The organism is Vibrio sp. Isolate22 (assembly GCF_022398115.1).
In the GTDB taxonomy this organism is placed as follows: domain Bacteria; phylum Pseudomonadota; class Gammaproteobacteria; order Enterobacterales; family Vibrionaceae; genus Vibrio.
This window is the reverse complement of record NZ_JAKEUW010000009.1, coordinates 1-15,749: the sequence shown is the minus strand read 5'-3', so window position 1 is coordinate 15,749 and position 15,749 is coordinate 1. Positions and strand designations below refer to the sequence as shown.

Annotated in this window: 17 protein-coding genes; 8 read left to right on the top strand and 9 right to left on the bottom strand. The window is 46.4% G+C overall.

Translation table 11 applies throughout. The annotated features are described in order from the left end of the window. Window positions 1-32 precede the first annotated feature (32 nt). Both astD and L1D55_RS07520 read left to right on the top strand, forming a co-directional pair. Complete coding sequence (astD, locus tag L1D55_RS07525; protein WP_239917024.1) at window positions 33-1,490, top strand: succinylglutamate-semialdehyde dehydrogenase; 1,458 nt, start codon at window positions 33-35, stop codon at window positions 1,488-1,490. Between the two features lie 215 nt (window positions 1,491-1,705). Next, on the top strand, window positions 1,706-2,497 hold the full coding sequence (locus L1D55_RS07520) for a DUF1338 domain-containing protein (RefSeq protein ID WP_239917023.1): 792 nt from the start codon (window positions 1,706-1,708) through the stop codon (window positions 2,495-2,497). 182 nt (window positions 2,498-2,679) lie between these two features. Here the strand turns inward: L1D55_RS07520 and crp are convergent, their stop codons facing one another. From crp to L1D55_RS07490, 6 genes are all read right to left on the bottom strand, one after another. Beyond that, the gene (crp, locus tag L1D55_RS07515; protein ID WP_004410522.1) at window positions 2,680-3,312 is read right to left on the bottom strand and encodes a cAMP-activated global transcriptional regulator CRP; all 633 of its coding nucleotides are present in this window, start codon (window positions 3,310-3,312) and stop codon (window positions 2,680-2,682) included. 240 nt (window positions 3,313-3,552) lie between these two features. Further along, complete coding sequence (locus L1D55_RS07510) at window positions 3,553-4,422, bottom strand: phosphoribulokinase (protein ID WP_004737178.1); 870 nt, start codon at window positions 4,420-4,422, stop codon at window positions 3,553-3,555. 77 nt (window positions 4,423-4,499) lie between these two features. Further along, a complete protein-coding gene (locus tag L1D55_RS07505; RefSeq protein WP_004737179.1) occupies window positions 4,500-4,712 on the bottom strand; it encodes a YheU family protein in 213 nt (70 codons plus the stop codon). Window positions 4,713-4,839: 127 nt separating this feature from the next. Then, a complete protein-coding gene (locus L1D55_RS07500) occupies window positions 4,840-5,820 on the bottom strand; it encodes a hydrolase (RefSeq protein WP_239917022.1) in 981 nt (326 codons plus the stop codon). Between the two features lie 270 nt (window positions 5,821-6,090). Further along, on the bottom strand, window positions 6,091-6,561 hold the full coding sequence (locus L1D55_RS07495; protein WP_239917021.1) for a TIGR02444 family protein: 471 nt from the start codon (window positions 6,559-6,561) through the stop codon (window positions 6,091-6,093). Further along, complete coding sequence (locus L1D55_RS07490; protein ID WP_239917020.1) at window positions 6,558-8,480, bottom strand: ABC transporter ATP-binding protein; 1,923 nt, start codon at window positions 8,478-8,480, stop codon at window positions 6,558-6,560. Before L1D55_RS07490 ends, L1D55_RS07495 begins: the two co-directional genes overlap by 4 nt. A gap of 171 nt (window positions 8,481-8,651) precedes the next feature. On the opposite strand from L1D55_RS07490, the gene kefG reads away from it, so the two are divergent. The 5 genes from kefG (at window position 8,652) to L1D55_RS07465 (ending at window position 13,205) form a co-directional block, all read left to right on the top strand. Next, window positions 8,652-9,236: a glutathione-regulated potassium-efflux system ancillary protein KefG gene (gene kefG, locus L1D55_RS07485; protein WP_128159240.1), complete on the top strand. Its 585-nt coding sequence runs from the start codon at window positions 8,652-8,654 to the stop codon at window positions 9,234-9,236. Beyond that, window positions 9,223-11,019, top strand: coding sequence for a glutathione-regulated potassium-efflux system protein KefB (gene kefB / locus L1D55_RS07480; protein WP_239917019.1), 1,797 nt, complete (start codon window positions 9,223-9,225; stop codon window positions 11,017-11,019). Before kefG ends, kefB begins: the two co-directional genes overlap by 14 nt. Window positions 11,020-11,166: 147 nt before the next feature. Next, complete coding sequence (locus L1D55_RS07475) at window positions 11,167-11,367, top strand: YheV family putative zinc ribbon protein (RefSeq protein ID WP_004737184.1); 201 nt, start codon at window positions 11,167-11,169, stop codon at window positions 11,365-11,367. Window positions 11,368-11,461: 94 nt separating this feature from the next. Next, window positions 11,462-12,052 carry a peptidylprolyl isomerase gene (gene slyD / locus L1D55_RS07470; protein WP_004737185.1) on the top strand — a complete coding sequence of 197 codons (591 nt, stop codon included), beginning with the start codon at window positions 11,462-11,464 and terminating at the stop codon, window positions 12,050-12,052. A 187-nt stretch (window positions 12,053-12,239) separates the two neighbouring features. Beyond that, window positions 12,240-13,205 (top strand): isoaspartyl peptidase/L-asparaginase, encoded by a 966-nt coding sequence (locus tag L1D55_RS07465; RefSeq protein WP_239917018.1) that lies wholly within the window; start codon window positions 12,240-12,242, stop codon window positions 13,203-13,205. 115 nt (window positions 13,206-13,320) lie between these two features. Here the strand turns inward: L1D55_RS07465 and L1D55_RS07460 are convergent, their stop codons facing one another. Next, entirely contained in the window at window positions 13,321-13,548 is a 228-nt protein-coding gene (locus tag L1D55_RS07460; RefSeq protein ID WP_004737187.1) for a SlyX family protein, read from the bottom strand. A gap of 5 nt (window positions 13,549-13,553) precedes the next feature. After that, on the bottom strand, window positions 13,554-14,531 hold the full coding sequence (locus tag L1D55_RS07455) for a PQQ-binding-like beta-propeller repeat protein (RefSeq protein WP_239917063.1): 978 nt from the start codon (window positions 14,529-14,531) through the stop codon (window positions 13,554-13,556). 131 nt (window positions 14,532-14,662) lie between these two features. On the opposite strand from L1D55_RS07455, the gene fkpA reads away from it, so the two are divergent. Beyond that, window positions 14,663-15,439 carry an FKBP-type peptidyl-prolyl cis-trans isomerase gene (gene fkpA, locus L1D55_RS07450; protein ID WP_102425866.1) on the top strand — a complete coding sequence of 259 codons (777 nt, stop codon included), beginning with the start codon at window positions 14,663-14,665 and terminating at the stop codon, window positions 15,437-15,439. 75 nt (window positions 15,440-15,514) lie between these two features. Here the strand turns inward: fkpA and L1D55_RS07445 are convergent. Further along, on the bottom strand, window positions 15,515-15,749 hold a 235-nt coding region (locus L1D55_RS07445), incomplete at its 5' end, for a transposase (RefSeq protein ID WP_239917017.1).

Below are 15,749 nucleotides of genomic sequence, written 5' to 3'. Positions count from 1 at the left end.
GATTATCTGTCGAAGATTTTAAGGATAGAAGTATGACTCAGTGGATAGCAGGACAATGGGTGGCAGGTCAAGGTGACGCCATGACATCAGTAAGCCCATACAACAACGAAGTAGTGTGGCAGGGTGATAGTGCAACACCGGCACAGGTTGAATCTGCAGTGACAGCAGCTCGCGAAGCGTTTCTAGTTTGGAAAAAACTGAGCTTTGCTGAGCGTGAAGCGATCGTGTTGAAGTTCGCGGAAAAGGTAAAAGAGAATAGCGAAGAGATCGCACAGATTATCGCAAAAGAGACGGGCAAACCTATTTGGGAAACTCGCACTGAAGCAGGCGCAATGGCGGGCAAGATCGCTATCTCTATTCGTGCTTACCACGACCGTACTGGTGAAGCATCACGTGAAGCAGCGGGTAACCAAATTGTACTTCGTCACCGTCCGTTGGGCGTGATGGCGGTGTTTGGTCCTTACAACTTCCCGGGCCACCTACCTAATGGTCATATTGTTCCTGCATTGCTAGCGGGTAACACTGTGGTATTCAAACCTTCAGAGCAGACACCTTGGACAGGTGAACTTGCGATGAAGCTATGGCAAGAAGCGGGTCTTCCTGCTGGTGTAATCAACCTAGTGCAGGGTGCTAAAGAGACAGGTATCGCATTAGCGGATGCTAAAGGTCTTGATGGTGTGCTATTCACGGGTAGTGCTAATACGGGTCACATCCTTCACCGTCAATTCGCGGGTCAACCGGGCAAGATGCTGGCACTAGAGATGGGTGGTAATAACCCTATGGTGATCAGTGACCAATACGGTGATGCAGACGCAACGGTATACACCATTATTCAATCAGCGTTCATCAGTGCTGGTCAACGTTGTACATGTGCTCGTCGCCTGTATGTTCCTGTTGGCGAGAAGGGCGATCTGCTACTCGATAAACTGGTCGCAGCGACGCAAAAGATTCGTGTTGATCAGCCATTCGCTGAACCAGCTCCTTTCATGGGGCCGCAAATTTCTGAAGCTGCCGCTAAGTTTATTCTAGAGGCACAAGCTAACCTGCAATCTCTAGGTGGTATCAGCCTAGTGGAGGCAAAAGCGGGCGAAGCAGCATTTGTTTCTCCAGGCATTATCGATGCAACCAACATTGCTGAGCTACCAGATGAAGAGTACTTCGGCCCATTGCTGCAAGTGGTTCGTTACCAATCGCTAGAGCAAGCGGTTGAGTTAGCTAACGACACTCGCTTTGGTCTGTCTGCTGGCCTGGTATCAACCGACGATGCTGAGTGGGAATACTTTGTTGACCATATCCGCGCGGGTATTGTTAACCGTAACCGCCAGCTAACAGGCGCAAGTGGTGATGCTCCATTTGGTGGCCCGGGTGCGTCAGGCAACTTACGTCCAAGTGCTTACTACGCAGCGGACTACTGTGCTTACCCAATGGCTTCAATGGAAGGTGGTGAAACTCAGCTGCCAGCCACATTTAGCCCAGGTATCGAGCTGTAGTTTAGATTGATATTAAGCTAAGGCTTATTCGATAGTTATGAGATAAGGGAGCGGCGTATCGCTTCCTTATTTTACCCACGCTCAGCATCAAAATTGGGCGGCAGATAATAATAGAACAAGTATGTCACAGGCTGATGGCTGCTGACTTTGTGTCTCAGTCTCTCCCTTTCTAATCCAAATCACTAGCTTGCTAGAACCTCTGACAAGGAGTCACCATGACGCCCGATCTACTCTTTAAATCACTATGGGACGATTACATTCATAGACTTTGCCCGTCGGCAGAGAAAGTACATCACTTGCTAAAAGAAGATGAAGCGCTGATCAATGATCACATTGCACTGCGTACTTTTAATGTTGCCCCTCTAGGTATTGAAACATTAGCTAAACCTTTCCTAGAACTAGGCTACAAAGCGTGTGGTGATTACTTGTTTGAAAGTAAGAAGCTAGTGGCTAAACACTACGAACACCCCGATCCAAAACAACCGAAAGTGTTCATTAGTGAGTTGAAGGTAGAAGAGTGTTCTAGTGAACTACAGCAGATCGTTGCCAAATTGGTTGAGCAGGTTGATGCAAGTAAGCTAGAGGGACATGAATTCCTATTTGGTGGCCGCCTCTGGGATTTGAGCTTCGCTGATTTCCAACTATTAGCGAAGGAGAGCGAATACGCCTCTTGGTTAGCGGCTCACGGTTACGGTGCTAACCACTTCACGGTTAGTGTCAATCAACTGAACAAGTTTGATGAAGTTCAGGCTGTGAATGACTACCTAAGTGATGCTGGCTTTACGATTAACGCATCTGGTGGTGAAGTGAAAGGCTCTCCAGAGGTGTTATTAGAGCAATCATCAACAATGGCAGACAAAGTGCCAGTGGCATTTGTGGAAGGCAATGAGATGATTCCTGGTGGCTTCTATGAGTTCGCTAAGCGCTATGCGATGGCCAATGGTGAGCTTTATACCGGTTTTGTTGCTGCATCGGCAGACAAGATCTTCGAAAGCACCAACGGGTAACGAAAGATACGATTACGGGTTTTGTCCTAGAAACTCGGATACGCTTCGCTTCGAGAATGTTTACAAGGCGAGAGCCTCATGTGTTCCATTCGTATCTCGTATCTCGTATCTTCTCTCAATAAAGAAAAAGCCACCAAATTCGCATTTGGTGGCTTTCATATTTTTGACTCAGTTAATCGAAATTAACGAGTGCCGTATACCACGATAGTCTTACCGTGTGCAGAAATTAGGTTCTGCTCTTCTAGCATCTTCAAGATACGACCTACTGTCTCACGAGAACAACCAACGATTTGGCCAATCTCTTGACGAGTGATCTTGATTTGCATGCCGTCAGGGTGAGTCATTGCATCTGGCTGTTTCGCTAGGTTTAGTAGCGTTTGAGCGATACGACCTGTAACGTCAAGGAACGCTAAGTCACCAACCTTTTGGCTAGTTACTTGTAGGCGGCTTGCCATTTGCGCTGAAAGACGCATTAGGATGTCTGGGTTCACTTGGATAAGTTGACGGAACTTCTTGAAAGAAATTTCAGCTACTTCACAAGGAGATTTAGCACGAACCCAAGCTGTACGCTCTTGGTCTTCTTCGAACAAGCCTAGCTCACCGATGAAGTCGCCTTGGTTTAGGTAAGAAAGAATCATTTCCTTACCTTCTTCGTCTTTAATAAGAACTGCCACAGAACCTTTAACGATGTAGTACAAGGTCTCTGCCTTTTCACCAGCATGGATCAAAGTACTTTTTGAAGGGTACTTATGAATATGACAGTGTGAAAGGAACCACTCTAATGTTGGATCGGTTTGAGGTTTACCTAGAACCATAATATCTCACTTCCTCTGCAGGGGATGCTTGCCGCTTTCCGTATTTTAGCTAAGCCTGAATTGACTTCTTAGGATAAGAGCACTCGGTGAGCGCTGCAAGCTATCTTGTGTTTCGTTTAAGAATAGTATCCTTTTTCAGGTACTATTTCTTGATTTTAATCGTGACCAAGCTACGATTTTTTACGCAAAATTGTGCACATGATCACGGTATGAAAAGTAATCAGCCAGAATGTCGTTTTGTTAACCTATTTTCCCGGTTTCGATGAGTTGTTGTAGGATTGGCCTCACAATGAGCTCCATAGCAAAACTCATCTTGCCACCTGGCACCACTAGGGTGTTATGACGGGACATGAAAGAACCATCAATCATGGCCAAAAGATACGGGAAATCGACGTTTTTGATGCCGCGCAAACGTATAACAACGAAGCTTTCATCTAAACTTGGAATCCCTTTGGCGTTAAGTGGGTTTGATGTATCTACGGTTGGGACACGCTGAAAGTTGATATGAGTACGCGAAAATTGCGGCGTAATATAGTTAAGGTAATCATCCATTGAACGAACAATGGAGTCCATTACTGCTTCACGTGAGTGGCCACGATCGCGAGTGTCACGAACGAACTTTTGAATCCACTCTAGGTTTACGATAGGAACCATGCCAATCAGCAGGTCGACGTGTTGAGAGACATTAATGTCACCATCAACCACACCACCGTGTAGACCTTCGTAAAACATCACGTCTGAATTTTCAGGGATATCTTGCCATGGCGTGAAGGTGCCTGGCATTTGATTATAAGGCACAGCTTCATCGAACGTATGTAGGTAACTACGTACTTTACCTGTACCTTCATTACCGTACTTACGGAAAAACTCTTCTAATGCTGCGAAGTCGTTGGCTTGTGGGCCAAAGTAGCTGATGTGCTTACCTTGCTCACGTGCCTTGCGGATCTCCACGTCCATTTCTGGTCGAGTGAAGCGGTGAAAACTATCCCCTTCAACCCAAGCGGCCTTCACGTCCATCATGTTGAACATTTTTCGGAAGGCTTCTGAGGTAGTGGTGGTGCCGGCTCCTGAAGAACCCGTCACCGCAATAATTGGATGTTTAGCGGACATGACAACCCTTGTCTTATGAGTAACTTACTTGTTAGCAATCGTTTTCCACTATAACACGGCTCTGTGTTAAGCGCAGCTTAGAAGCGTTTTGTGAGTTGGATATCAACGGTTTCGTGCAGTTCGGAAAACACGATATTGGCCTCACCAGAAGCTAATTGATGTTTCACTTGGTCAATCTTGTTTTGTAGAGAGATCTCCACGTCGCCGTAGTCTGTACCCTCACGCAGTACGAATTCTTTGATGAGGTTTTCCAGCGTATCAGGCTCGATGTCTTTCCATGGGATGATCATAAATACTTCTCTCTTTTATGTTCATTGATATGTTGATGAGTTTGTCTAGTGATGTTTTTAGTACAACCCCAATTAGGGGCTGCGCTATCTTATCAAGGTTTCACTTATATCTTTAGTAGGCTTAGCGTTATGCTGAACCTTGGATACTTTCATAGTAGGCAGGCAGCGCTTCTTCTAACCAAAATCTTGGTTTTAGCGTACTACCAGTAATGAACCCCACATGACCCCCTTTCTGGAACAAGCGATAATCGATGTTATCTGGCAGCACGAATTTAGGAATCACATCATCAGTCATGAAAGGATCGTCTTTAGCGTGGATGATCTGAGTTGGTAGCTTTATCTTATTGAGCTTAGGAAGAGCAGAGGACTGTGCGTAATAGTCTTGAGCGTTCTTGAATCCGTGCAGAGGCGCGGTAATTCGTTCATCAAACTCATACAACTTATCAATCTTCTTGATTGTCTCAGCGGTGATGTCGAGCTTCTCTTGCAGCAGGTTAATCTTTTTTAGCGCGTTTGATTTGAGAGAGCTGAGCAGGTACATCTTGTAGAGCTTAGAAAAGCCTTTCTCAATGCGACTCGCGCAACAAGCCAGATCAAAAGGGGCTGACACTATGGTTGCTGCTGATAGCAGGGGATCGTCTGAATACTCAGCCAGATAATTTGCTAGCATGTTTCCGCCTAAAGAGATGCCGACCGCCACCTTAGGGTTGTTGGGAAACTGTGCGTGCAGGTGTCTTAGGAAAAAGCGAGCGTCTTCAACTTCGCCAGAATGGTAAGCGCGAGCCAGGCGATTCGGTTTACCGCTACAACCTCTAAAGTGCATCATCACCGACAACCAACCATCTTTCGCAAACGCATTCATCAGCCCGTTGGCATAAGGGCTCTCAAAGCTGCCCTCTAATCCGTGGAATAGGATGAAGATAGGTTTGTTGCTTGTCAGTTCATCGTTATCTGGTGATTCACTCCAAGCAAGGTCTAGGAAGTCCCCATCAGGCGTTTCTAAGGTTTGCCATGTAGGATGGAACAACGCCTGCTTTCTGATAAACCTTGGCACTAAAGTTTGTAAGTGTGGGTTAGATAAACCAGCAGCTGCGGTAAATATGGTCATAAAACAGTCCGTGCTTTTTATGGGCTTTGAAAAGTATTAAGTATTGCGATGCGCCCACGTTTTTATTTGAGCTTGGTTGATTCTCGGTGCAAGCGCAAGCCTTTCACCGAGACTCAATGTAAAAACATGTTGTGAGTAACTGATTGAATATTATCAAACTTGTACGAGCTGGCCTCTGCTTGCTATGAGTACGCGTTTTGCTAGGTGCACCGAAATATCAATACGAGAGTAAGCTTGTACCGGAACAACTCAAAAGAGAAAGAAAACGAGTTAAGGCTGAGGGGCGGGTTCAGAAAATGCGTCATAGAGGCTTTCTGCCCCGAGTAGACGACAATATTGCAGAGCCAGTGGCGCTTGTTGATTGGTGAATAGTTGCAGCGAGTTAATACAGTCGACAAGATCGGATTGCTGCTGCTTCTCAAGTTGCAGTTCAAACTGTAAGGCTTCACGGTAGAGAGAGTCGACCACATGCTCTTTAAGGTGTTTACGTAACTCTCGATAACTATGAAGTAGGGTTTCGGAGCGGCTTAGGCACTGCTGTACTTTGTGCCACTCTTCTTCTGCAAAAGACATGTGCTGCTCATCGAGCCATTTGAGGAGCAGCAGTAGATTGACGTTGCCGTGGAACTGGTTTTGCAAAGCTAAGCACGCATCTTTAACACCGCGCACACTGTAATACTGAAGGCTAAATTGCCATAGTCTTTCCAGTGTTAGTGATATTGGGGCGTGCTTTGAGCTCATAAGCTATCCATATCCTGTTCCATCTGCTCAAGCTCTTCTTGAGTGGACATCCAATCCATTTCAACTTCTTCAAGTTGTGACTTACTACTCGCTTGTAGAGCGAGTACTTCATTCAGTTTAGCCTTATTTTCAGCTTCATACAGTGAAGTGTCGGATAATTGTTGCTCGGCTTCTTCAAGAGCAAGCGTCAGTTTATCCATCTGCTTTTCAAATTGAGTCAGCTTTTTACGGGTTGGTGCGGTTAACTTACGGAACTCCGCTTCTTTACGCTTTTGCTCTTTTTTCGCAGCAGCACTGTTGGCGCCATCTTTCGCTGGAGCCTGCGCTTGTGCTTCTTTGCGTTCTACTTTTTGCTGTTCGGTTAGCCACTTGTAGTAATCGTTCAGGTCGCCGTCAAACGGTGCCACTTGGCGGTCGTGTACAAGGTACAGGTCATCAGTGGTTGCACGAAGTAGGTAACGGTCGTGCGATACGATAACCATCGCGCCTTCAAATGTTTGTAGAGCGAATGTCAGCGCCTGACGCATATCGAGATCCAAGTGGTTTGTTGGTTCATCGAGTAGCAACAGGTTCGGCTTTTGCCATACCAGCAGCGCCAATACTAAACGTGCTTTCTCACCACCTGAGAAAGGAGCCACTTTATCCAGTGCTTTCTCGCCTTGGAAGCCAAAGCTACCTAGATAATCACGCAGCTGTTGTTCGGTGTGTTTAGGCGCAATCTGCATCATGTGTTGCAGTGGTGTCTCTTCTGGGTGCAGCGTTTCTAGTTGATGCTGTGCGAAGTAACCAATCTTAACGCCTTGTGAGTAGCTCAGCTCGCCACCTTGCTGTTTCAGTTCGCCAGAAAGCAGCTTAATAAGTGTCGATTTACCTGCGCCGTTACGACCCAGTAGACCGATACGGCTCCCCGGAACAAGGTTAAGGCGAATCTTCTCTAGGATTAATTTGTCATCGTAGCCTGCAGAGACCTCATCCATCATCATGATTGGGTTGGGTAGCGCGTCTGGCTCTCTGAACTCAAAGCTGAATGGGTTATCAAACTGAGCTGGCAGTACTTGTTCCATTTTCTCTAGCGCTTTAATACGGCTTTGCGCTTGGCGAGCCTTTGAAGCTTTATAACGGAAACGGTCGATGTAGCTCTGCATGTGAGACATCTGCTTTTGCTGTTTCTGGTACATCGCCTGTTGCAGAATCAGCTTTTGCGCTCGTTGATTCTCAAACGATGAGTAGTTACCTGTGTACTCATTTAACTTTTGGTTTTCTACGTGCACGATGCGGTTGACGATAGGGTCTAAGAAGTCTCTATCGTGCGAGATAAGAATCAGTGTGCCTGGGTAGCTTTGTAGCCAACGCTCTAGCCACATTACCGCATCTAAGTCCAAGTGGTTGGTTGGCTCATCGAGCAGCAGTAAGTCACTGCGGCACAGTAGGGCTTGCGCTAGGTTCAAACGCATACGCCAACCACCTGAGAATTGGGTCAGGTTCCACGTCATTTGTTCTTGGCTAAAGCCTAGGCCGTCTAGCAATTCGGCTGCGCGAGCCTTAATGCTGTAACCACCAATGGTTTCTATCTTGCCGTGAATCTCTGCGACGAGTGTGCCGTTGTCGGCTATTTCAGCTTTCTGCAGCTGATCTTCAAGGTCACGATATTCACGGTCACCATCAATCACGTATTCAATTGCTGTTCTTTCTAACGCTGGTGTTTCTTGAGCAACCCACGCCATTTCCCAATGAGCAGGTTTGCTGAATGAACCAGCATCAATCGATAGCTCGTCTTTAATTAAAGCGAACAGCGTCGATTTACCACAGCCGTTCTTACCCACCAAGCCAATCTTGTCGCCAGGGTGAAGAGTCGCAGATGCTTGGTCGAGGAGGGGCTTACCGCCGCGTAGCAATTGAATATCAGAGAAAGTAATCATAGAAATAGCATAGAAATTAGAGGTGAACAGACGCCTGCATAGTAGGCTGAAACCAGATAAAAGTCGATCACAATGCAATTTGCGTTATGATGCCAATAACATATTAATAACTTTTGCTTAAATTCTTGTGGCCTTGCCACCGTTTAGCCTTAAAAGGAATGCTTCAAAGGAATGAGTAATACTCCCTCGACAGACAAAGTAGTGCCCAAAGTATTGGTTATCTACGCGCACCCAGAGCCAGAAACCTCTATTGCCAATCAGATGATGGTTAAGAAAATAGAGTCGCTCGGGCATGTCAAAATTCACGATCTCTATGCCATCTATCCTGACTTCTTTATCGATGTGCCGTATGAGCACTCTCTGCTCCTTGAATATGATGTGATTGTGTTCCAACACCCTCTGTTTATGTATTCCTGTCCTTCATTGCTAAAAGAGTGGTTTGATCGAGTCTTGGGTAAAGGTTTTGCGTTTGGTGAGCAAAGTGCACTGAAAGGTAAACATTGGCGCAGTGTTATCACCACGGGTGGTAAAGAAGAGGCGTTTGGAGCAGCAGGCTATAATAAATATCCATTACAAGAGATTTTACAACCTTTCGAACTCACAGCCGCTTTGTGTCAGATGAACTGGATTCCACCTTTGGTTTTACACTGGGCACGAAATGTCTCAGACATGACTCGTTATCAACACGCAGAGGCTTATCGAAACTGGTTGCGAGACCCGCTACAAGATATAGGAGCGAACGATGGCTCTGACTAATGATTTTTTGCAAAGTAGCGTTATATTCCTAGCTGCAGCGGTGGTTGCGGTACCTATCGCGCAGCGCGCCGGTTTAGGCTCGGTATTAGGCTATCTATTAGCTGGCGTGGCAATTGGCCCATGGGGGCTCGGTTTAATCAGCGATGTAGAAGCGATTCTGCATTTCTCCGAATTCGGGGTGGTGCTGCTGCTCTTCCTGATTGGTTTAGAGCTTAACCCTAAAAAACTGTGGCAGATGCGAGCGCCTATTCTCGGGCTTGGTGGCGCGCAAGTGCTGATTACCACTCTGATTATCACCGCTATCGCCTGTATGTTTGGCTTAACGTGGCAAACGAGTCTAGTAATAGGTATGGGTTTAGCTCTATCTTCGACCGCGATCGCTTTAAGGGTCATTGAAGAACGAGAGCTTGGTGGCAAAGAAGCAGGCCAGTCAGGTTTTGCTGTTCTACTTTTTCAAGATATTGCCGTGATCCCTATGTTGGCGATGTTGCCGCTACTGGCCGGTAATACCGGTGGCAGCTGGGCAGACATGTTGTGGATGCTAGGTGGCGTGGTTGGCTTACTAGTCGGTGGTCACTTCTTGTTGAGGCCTCTTTTCCGCTATGTAGTCATGAGTGGTGTGCGTGAGTTGTTCACCGTTGCTGCTCTGCTATTGGTAATTGGTATTGCCGTTATCATGCAGCAGATAGGCTTGTCGATGGCTCTGGGTACTTTCTTAGCGGGCGTACTTCTGGCTGAGAGTGAATACCGACATGAGTTGGAAATCGCGATTGATCCATTCAAAGGACTGCTACTTGGTCTGTTCTTCATCTCAGTCGGTATGGCCGTTAACTTAGGGTTATTGGCCGAAAGCCCGTTTGCAATACTGATCGCTGTTCTTGCGTTAGTCGTACTAAAAGGTTTGGTTTTGTACGCCCTTGCTCGAATGTTTGGTACTCAAGCCAAAGCACGTAGCCGCATGGCAATGATTCTTAGCCAAGGCGGTGAATTTGCTTTCGTTATCTTCACAGCGGCAAGTGCACAAGGCATCTTGAGTGGTGAACAAGTGTCGTTCTTGCTAGTTGTGGTGAGTCTCTCAATGGTGACCACGCCACTAATGCTTAAGCTGCAAGATAAGTTCTTTGCTCGCCAGTTGAATCAAATCAGCGAGAATGCGATGTCTTCGGATGTAGTTGATCGCAGCCCTCGAGTGATCATTGCTGGCTTTGGTCGTTTTGGTCAGATCATTGGTCGTCTGATGTACGCCAATAAGATCCGTATTACGATCTTGGAAAGTGATGCTAGCCAAATCCATATCCTGAGAAAGTTTGGCTACAAGGTATTTTACGGTGATTCCACTCACTTAGAGTTGTTACGCGCAGCAGGGGCAGATAAGGCCGAAGCGATTGTGTTGTGTACTGACTCTCCTGATGAAATCATGAAAACCGTCGATTTGTGTAAGCAGCATTTTCCACGTCTTAAAATCTTGGCGCGTGCACGAAGTCGTGTTGAAGCGTACCAATTGCTTAATCACGGGGTAAACAATTACTCGCGCGAAACCTTCCTTGGAGCACTGGACCTTGGCCGTCAAACTCTGACTGAACTTGGCATGCACCCATATAAAGCGAAGCGAGCAGAAGCACATTTTAGGAAGTTGGATAATGGTATGCTGAAAGAATTATTGCCTCAGCATAATGAAGACGCAGAGTTAGCCCAAAGAGCGAAAGAGGCTCGTAAAGAGCTTGAAGAGATCTTTGGACACGAGATGGAGAATGACCACCAATCTCGTAACTATTGGCAATAGCCTCTGTTTAGAGTGAACGGCTCGAGTATCTAATGCATGCTCGAGCCAAAAGTTATTGCCAAGAGAAACCAAATAATAAACGCGGTCCTATTCGCTTTCATATCAAGCATAGAGAACCGCGAATCCAGAGTAGTAAAGGATATTAACGTGAAACAGAAAAAACGCTTTATCGCAGGGGCAAGCTGCCCAAGCTGCAATACTCAAGACACGCTTCGTTGGTGGATTGAGAATAATATCGAGCTGGTGGAATGTGTCGATTGTGACTTCTCAGAGCAACGTAAACCGAAAACTGTAGAGAAATCTGAACACGCGAATCAAGAAATGATCGGTATTTTTAAGCCTGAGTGATTGAGTTTCGATAATTGATCCCCATAATATCCGGGTACAGAATTTTTCCTAAGCTCAATTGTTGGAGCTTAGTCCAAACCTCCTTGGAGCTCTCATGAAAATTGAAAAGAACGTAGTAGTTAGTGTTGCATATCAAGTGAAACTTGAAGATGGCGTAGTAGTTGACCAATCAACTGCAGAAGCTCCACTAGATTACCTTCACGGTCACAACAACCTAATTACAGGTCTTGAAAAAGAGCTTGAAGGCAAAGTTGCTGGCGACAAGTTCTCTGCAACTGTTACTCCAGAAGACGCTTACGGTGAGCACAACGATGCACTAGTGCAACGTGTTCCTGCTGACGTATTCCAAGGTGTTGAGCAAATCGAAGTTGGCATGCGCTTCCTAGCGGATACTGACCAAGGTCCAATCCCAGTAGAAGTAACTGAAGTAGACGGCGACGAAGTTGTTGTTGATGGCAACCACATGCTAGCTGGCCAAACTCTAACGTTTGACGTTGAAGTAGTAGCGGTTCGTGAAGCGACTGAAGAAGAAATTCAACACGGTCACGTACACCAAGAAGGCGGCTGCGGCGGTCACGGTCACGACCATGATCACGAAGGCGGTTGCTGCGGTGGCGAAGGCCACGACCACGGTGAAGAGAAAAAAGACGGCTGCTGCGGCGGCGGTAGCTGTGGTTCTCACTAATACCGAGTTAACGGTTTAGTTTTAGAATATGAAAGCCTCCCTTGTGGAGGCTTTTTTCGTATTGGGGTTGTGCTTTCTGGCGTGAGCATGACCGCTAGTGAAAGATTTGTTGTTGCTATCAGACATCGGGCTTTGGATATGATATTGATAGCGACAGATAACAAGAATACGTCAGTGGAGAGTATACATGTCGCAACCTTTTTCAATTGCCATTCACGGTGGTGCTGGAACCATCTTGCGAGAGCAAATGAGTGATGAGCTAAAAGCGGGCATTACTGAGGCTTTAGAAAAGTCAGTGTTGGCGGGTTACCAAGTGCTGCAATCGGGCGGTGATGCTTTGGATGCGGTAGTGGCATCGGTAAAGGTGATGGAAGACAGCCCACATTTCAACGCTGGTAAGGGCTCCGTTCTTACGCATGATGAGTTTGTGGAGATGGATGCGTCTGTGATGCACGGTCGTGAAATGGATGCAGGTGCTATTGCTGGTGTTCGCCATATTAAAAACCCGATCGAATTAGCTCGCGATGTGATGCTGAAAAGCGACCATGTACTGTTGATTGGAGAAGGGGCGGAGAAGTTTGCCTTTGAACACGACTATACCTTTAGTGAGCAAGACTACTTCTTCACTGAGCGTCGTTACGATCAGCTTCAATCGATGAAAGAGAAAGGCATATTTGCTCTATCTGAAGCGAAATACGATGAGCAGCAAGCTGAGAAATACCCAGACGACAAAAAGTACGGCACGGTTGGCGCTGTGGCATTAGACCAAGCGGGCAACTTGGCGGCAGCGACCAGTACTGGTGGTGTGACAAACAAGAAGTACGGTCGAGTCGGTGATTCGCCAATCATTGGTGCGGGCACTATTGCTGAGAATGGTAATGTTGCGGTTTCGACTACAGGGATGGGAGAGTTCTTCTTAAGAAAAATGGTTGCCAGTGATGTGGCTGCGCGCATGCGTTATCTTAAAGAAGACGTTCATACCGCATGTGAACATATCATCCAAGGTGAGCTGAAAACCATGGGTGGCGAAGGTGGTTTGATTGCGATTGATGGCCAAGGTGATATTCACTTCGGCATGAACAGTTCCGGCATGTACCGCGCTAGCGTTGATACTGAAGGACGAGTGGAGGTGAAGATCTATGCTGATGACTAACCAAGCTCCGGTGTAACTCAAATTCCCAATCAGATACACAAAAGGCGACAGATATTCTCTGTCGCCTTTTGTTTTTCAACCAGACCAATAAGTCGTAGCTCATTGGCAACGCACATTAGTAATGTGGCGGTGGCGTCTCTTCAGATGCGTCAGCTAAGTTCGAACCATCAATGTTCTTCACTTTACCCACTACATATTTCATTTGGTCTTGCATCTTAGTGATCAACATCTGTTGTTGGCTAAGCGCTTCATTGAGTTCTTCAATGGTTTGCTCTTGGAAAGCTAGCTGACATTCTAAGTCATTCACGCGGCTTTCTAACTGTTCAACTCGCTTTTCTGTCATCGTTCTTAATCCACATTCCAAGCTTGGGCGATGCCCGCAGAGGTGCCCGATATTACACGGTTCTTATCATCAAAGGCTGCATCATACACTACCGCACGAGGAGGGCGAGTATCTTTTAGTGGCTCAGCATCGTGCCGTGAAAGTCGTTTGCCGTCCTGAGTATCCCAAACACTCACCTGGCTGGATGGAGTACCTGTCACTAACAGGCTGCCATCATCGGAAAAACGGGCACTGGAGAATATCAGTTGTCTCGACCAACTCTGTAGCTGAGCTTGAGGTTCACCCGTTTTAAGATCCCAAATCATCGCTTGATTGCCACCATCAGAGGTAAAGGCCAATTCGCCATCCCGTTGCAAGGCCACGCGTACGACTCTTTGCTCATGTTCAAAGGTACGTAACACTAAGCCAGTTTCGGTGTCCCACAGGTAGGCTTTGTAGTTGTTACCACCGGAAAGCGCATAGCGACCGTTCGAAGAGAGGGCGACGGAATTAACTTTTTCTCTATGAGCAAGGAACTCCAGACGGCGTCCGGTGACTAAGTCCACATAGATGGCTTTACCATTCGATAAACCGAGCAGTACTTTTTCACCATTGCTAGAGATATCAACATCGCGAATCAAGCCGTCAGAGATAGACCATAGTCCTTCAGCTTGGGTCCAAGATAGGTCCCAAACAGCGAAGTTCATTTGGCTGGCAGTAATGGCAAAGCGGCCATTGTCAGAGATTCGAATACGCGACACTTGGTTTTCGGACTGATCTTGAGGGCCAAGTTGGGCTAACTCTTTGTTTTCGGCAAGGTCCCAAAGCAGCAATTGTTTCTGCTGAGAGTAGAGCAGGGCGAAGCGTCCATCTCTGCTTAAAGCAAAGCTGGTGGCGCCGCTGGGCTCAATTTCCCAACGCTGCTCATCGTCTTGAAAGAAAAAGCATCCATTTAACAAGGTGATGACAATTGCACATAGCAAGGAATGGAAAAATATTTGCATCACTTCTAATAATCCGGTTTGTGTCGAAAGACATATGACTAGTATATTGTTATAACTAACGTATTCACACCAATCTAATCATTAGATTTGTGCACAATAACCAATGGCTTGGCCATTAATTGGAGTATTCAATGAAATCAGTTTTAAAAGTATCACTGCTTGCCGCAACGGTTATGCTAGCAGTTGGTTGTCAGAAAGAAGAACCAAAGGCAGAAGCACCTCAAGTAGAAGAAGTTAAAGTAGAAGCAGTAAACTTTAAAACCGAAGATGACAAAGCGGCATACGCAATCGGCGTATCTTTCGCAAACTACCTGAGCACAAGCATTGACAAGCCAAGCGAGCTAGGCATTAACCTAGACAAAGACATGGTTCTTCAAGGTATTGAAGACGTATTCGCAGAGAAAACAGCACTTAACGAAGAAGAAACTCGTGCAGCGCTTGAAGCTCTAGACAAGCGTGTTGCTGAAACTATGCAAGCACAAGCGGCAGAGAAATCAGCGGCAACTAAGAAAGCAGGTGATGACTTCCGTGCTGAATTCGCTAAAACTGAAGGCGTTAAGCAAACTGAATCTGGCCTACTTTACCAAGTAATGACACAAGGTGAAGGCGCTTCTCCAAAAGACACAGATACCGTTCAAGTACACTACAAAGGTACACTAACTGACGGTACTCAGTTCGACAGCTCTTACGACCGTGGCGAACCAGCAACATTCCCACTGAACCGCGTAATCCCAGGTTGGACTGAAGGCGTACAACTAATGCAAGTTGGTTCTAAGTACAAATTCGTAATCCCGCCAGAGCTAGCATACGGTGAGCAAGATACACCGACAATCCCTGCTAACTCAACGCTAGTATTCGAAGTTGAACTACTAAGCATTGATAACGCTGAAGCACCTGCTGCTCAGTAATAGCTGAAAGAAATCCCGCTATAAAAAGACATGATTGACTAAAAAGCCTAACTTCACGTTAGGCTTTTTTTAGGTTCATCGCGGCTTTCCGGGGAAAGCCGCTTTTATCTTCAAGAAGAAGTAGTCTGTATCTCGATACCCATACCCCATTCGCTTGATTAACTTTATTTTGTTGTTTATCCCTTCCAATGTGCAGGTGTTGAGCGGATAACTTGCCGATCCAATAATACCGTGAAGATAAGGCCTCAGTTTTCGTGCGAACTCTTTCAATGGCTTAATTCCACTTTCTTGCACTTGTGCCCACCATACC

Excerpts from the sequence above, each read along its gene's own strand:
- slyD (WP_004737185.1), top strand. The coding sequence starts at position 11,462 with ATGAAAATTGAAAAGAACGTAGTAGTTAGTGTTGCATATCAAGTGAAA.
- fkpA (WP_102425866.1), top strand. The coding sequence starts at position 14,663 with ATGAAATCAGTTTTAAAAGTATCACTGCTTGCCGCAACGGTTATGCTA.
- L1D55_RS07500 (WP_239917022.1), bottom strand. The coding sequence starts at position 5,820 with ATGACCATATTTACCGCAGCTGCTGGTTTATCTAACCCACACTTACAA.
- L1D55_RS07495 (WP_239917021.1), bottom strand. The coding sequence starts at position 6,561 with ATGAGCTCAAAGCACGCCCCAATATCACTAACACTGGAAAGACTATGG.
- astD (WP_239917024.1), top strand. The coding sequence starts at position 33 with ATGACTCAGTGGATAGCAGGACAATGGGTGGCAGGTCAAGGTGACGCC.
- kefG (WP_128159240.1), top strand. The coding sequence starts at position 8,652 with ATGAGTAATACTCCCTCGACAGACAAAGTAGTGCCCAAAGTATTGGTT.
- L1D55_RS07465 (WP_239917018.1), top strand. The coding sequence starts at position 12,240 with ATGTCGCAACCTTTTTCAATTGCCATTCACGGTGGTGCTGGAACCATC.
- L1D55_RS07510 (WP_004737178.1), bottom strand. The coding sequence starts at position 4,422 with ATGTCCGCTAAACATCCAATTATTGCGGTGACGGGTTCTTCAGGAGCC.
- L1D55_RS07455 (WP_239917063.1), bottom strand. The coding sequence starts at position 14,531 with ATGCAAATATTTTTCCATTCCTTGCTATGTGCAATTGTCATCACCTTG.
- kefB (WP_239917019.1), top strand. The coding sequence starts at position 9,223 with ATGGCTCTGACTAATGATTTTTTGCAAAGTAGCGTTATATTCCTAGCT.
- L1D55_RS07490 (WP_239917020.1), bottom strand. The coding sequence starts at position 8,480 with ATGATTACTTTCTCTGATATTCAATTGCTACGCGGCGGTAAGCCCCTC.
- L1D55_RS07505 (WP_004737179.1), bottom strand. The coding sequence starts at position 4,712 with ATGATCATCCCATGGAAAGACATCGAGCCTGATACGCTGGAAAACCTC.
- L1D55_RS07460 (WP_004737187.1), bottom strand. The coding sequence starts at position 13,548 with ATGACAGAAAAGCGAGTTGAACAGTTAGAAAGCCGCGTGAATGACTTA.
- L1D55_RS07520 (WP_239917023.1), top strand. The coding sequence starts at position 1,706 with ATGACGCCCGATCTACTCTTTAAATCACTATGGGACGATTACATTCAT.
- crp (WP_004410522.1), bottom strand. The coding sequence starts at position 3,312 with ATGGTTCTAGGTAAACCTCAAACCGATCCAACATTAGAGTGGTTCCTT.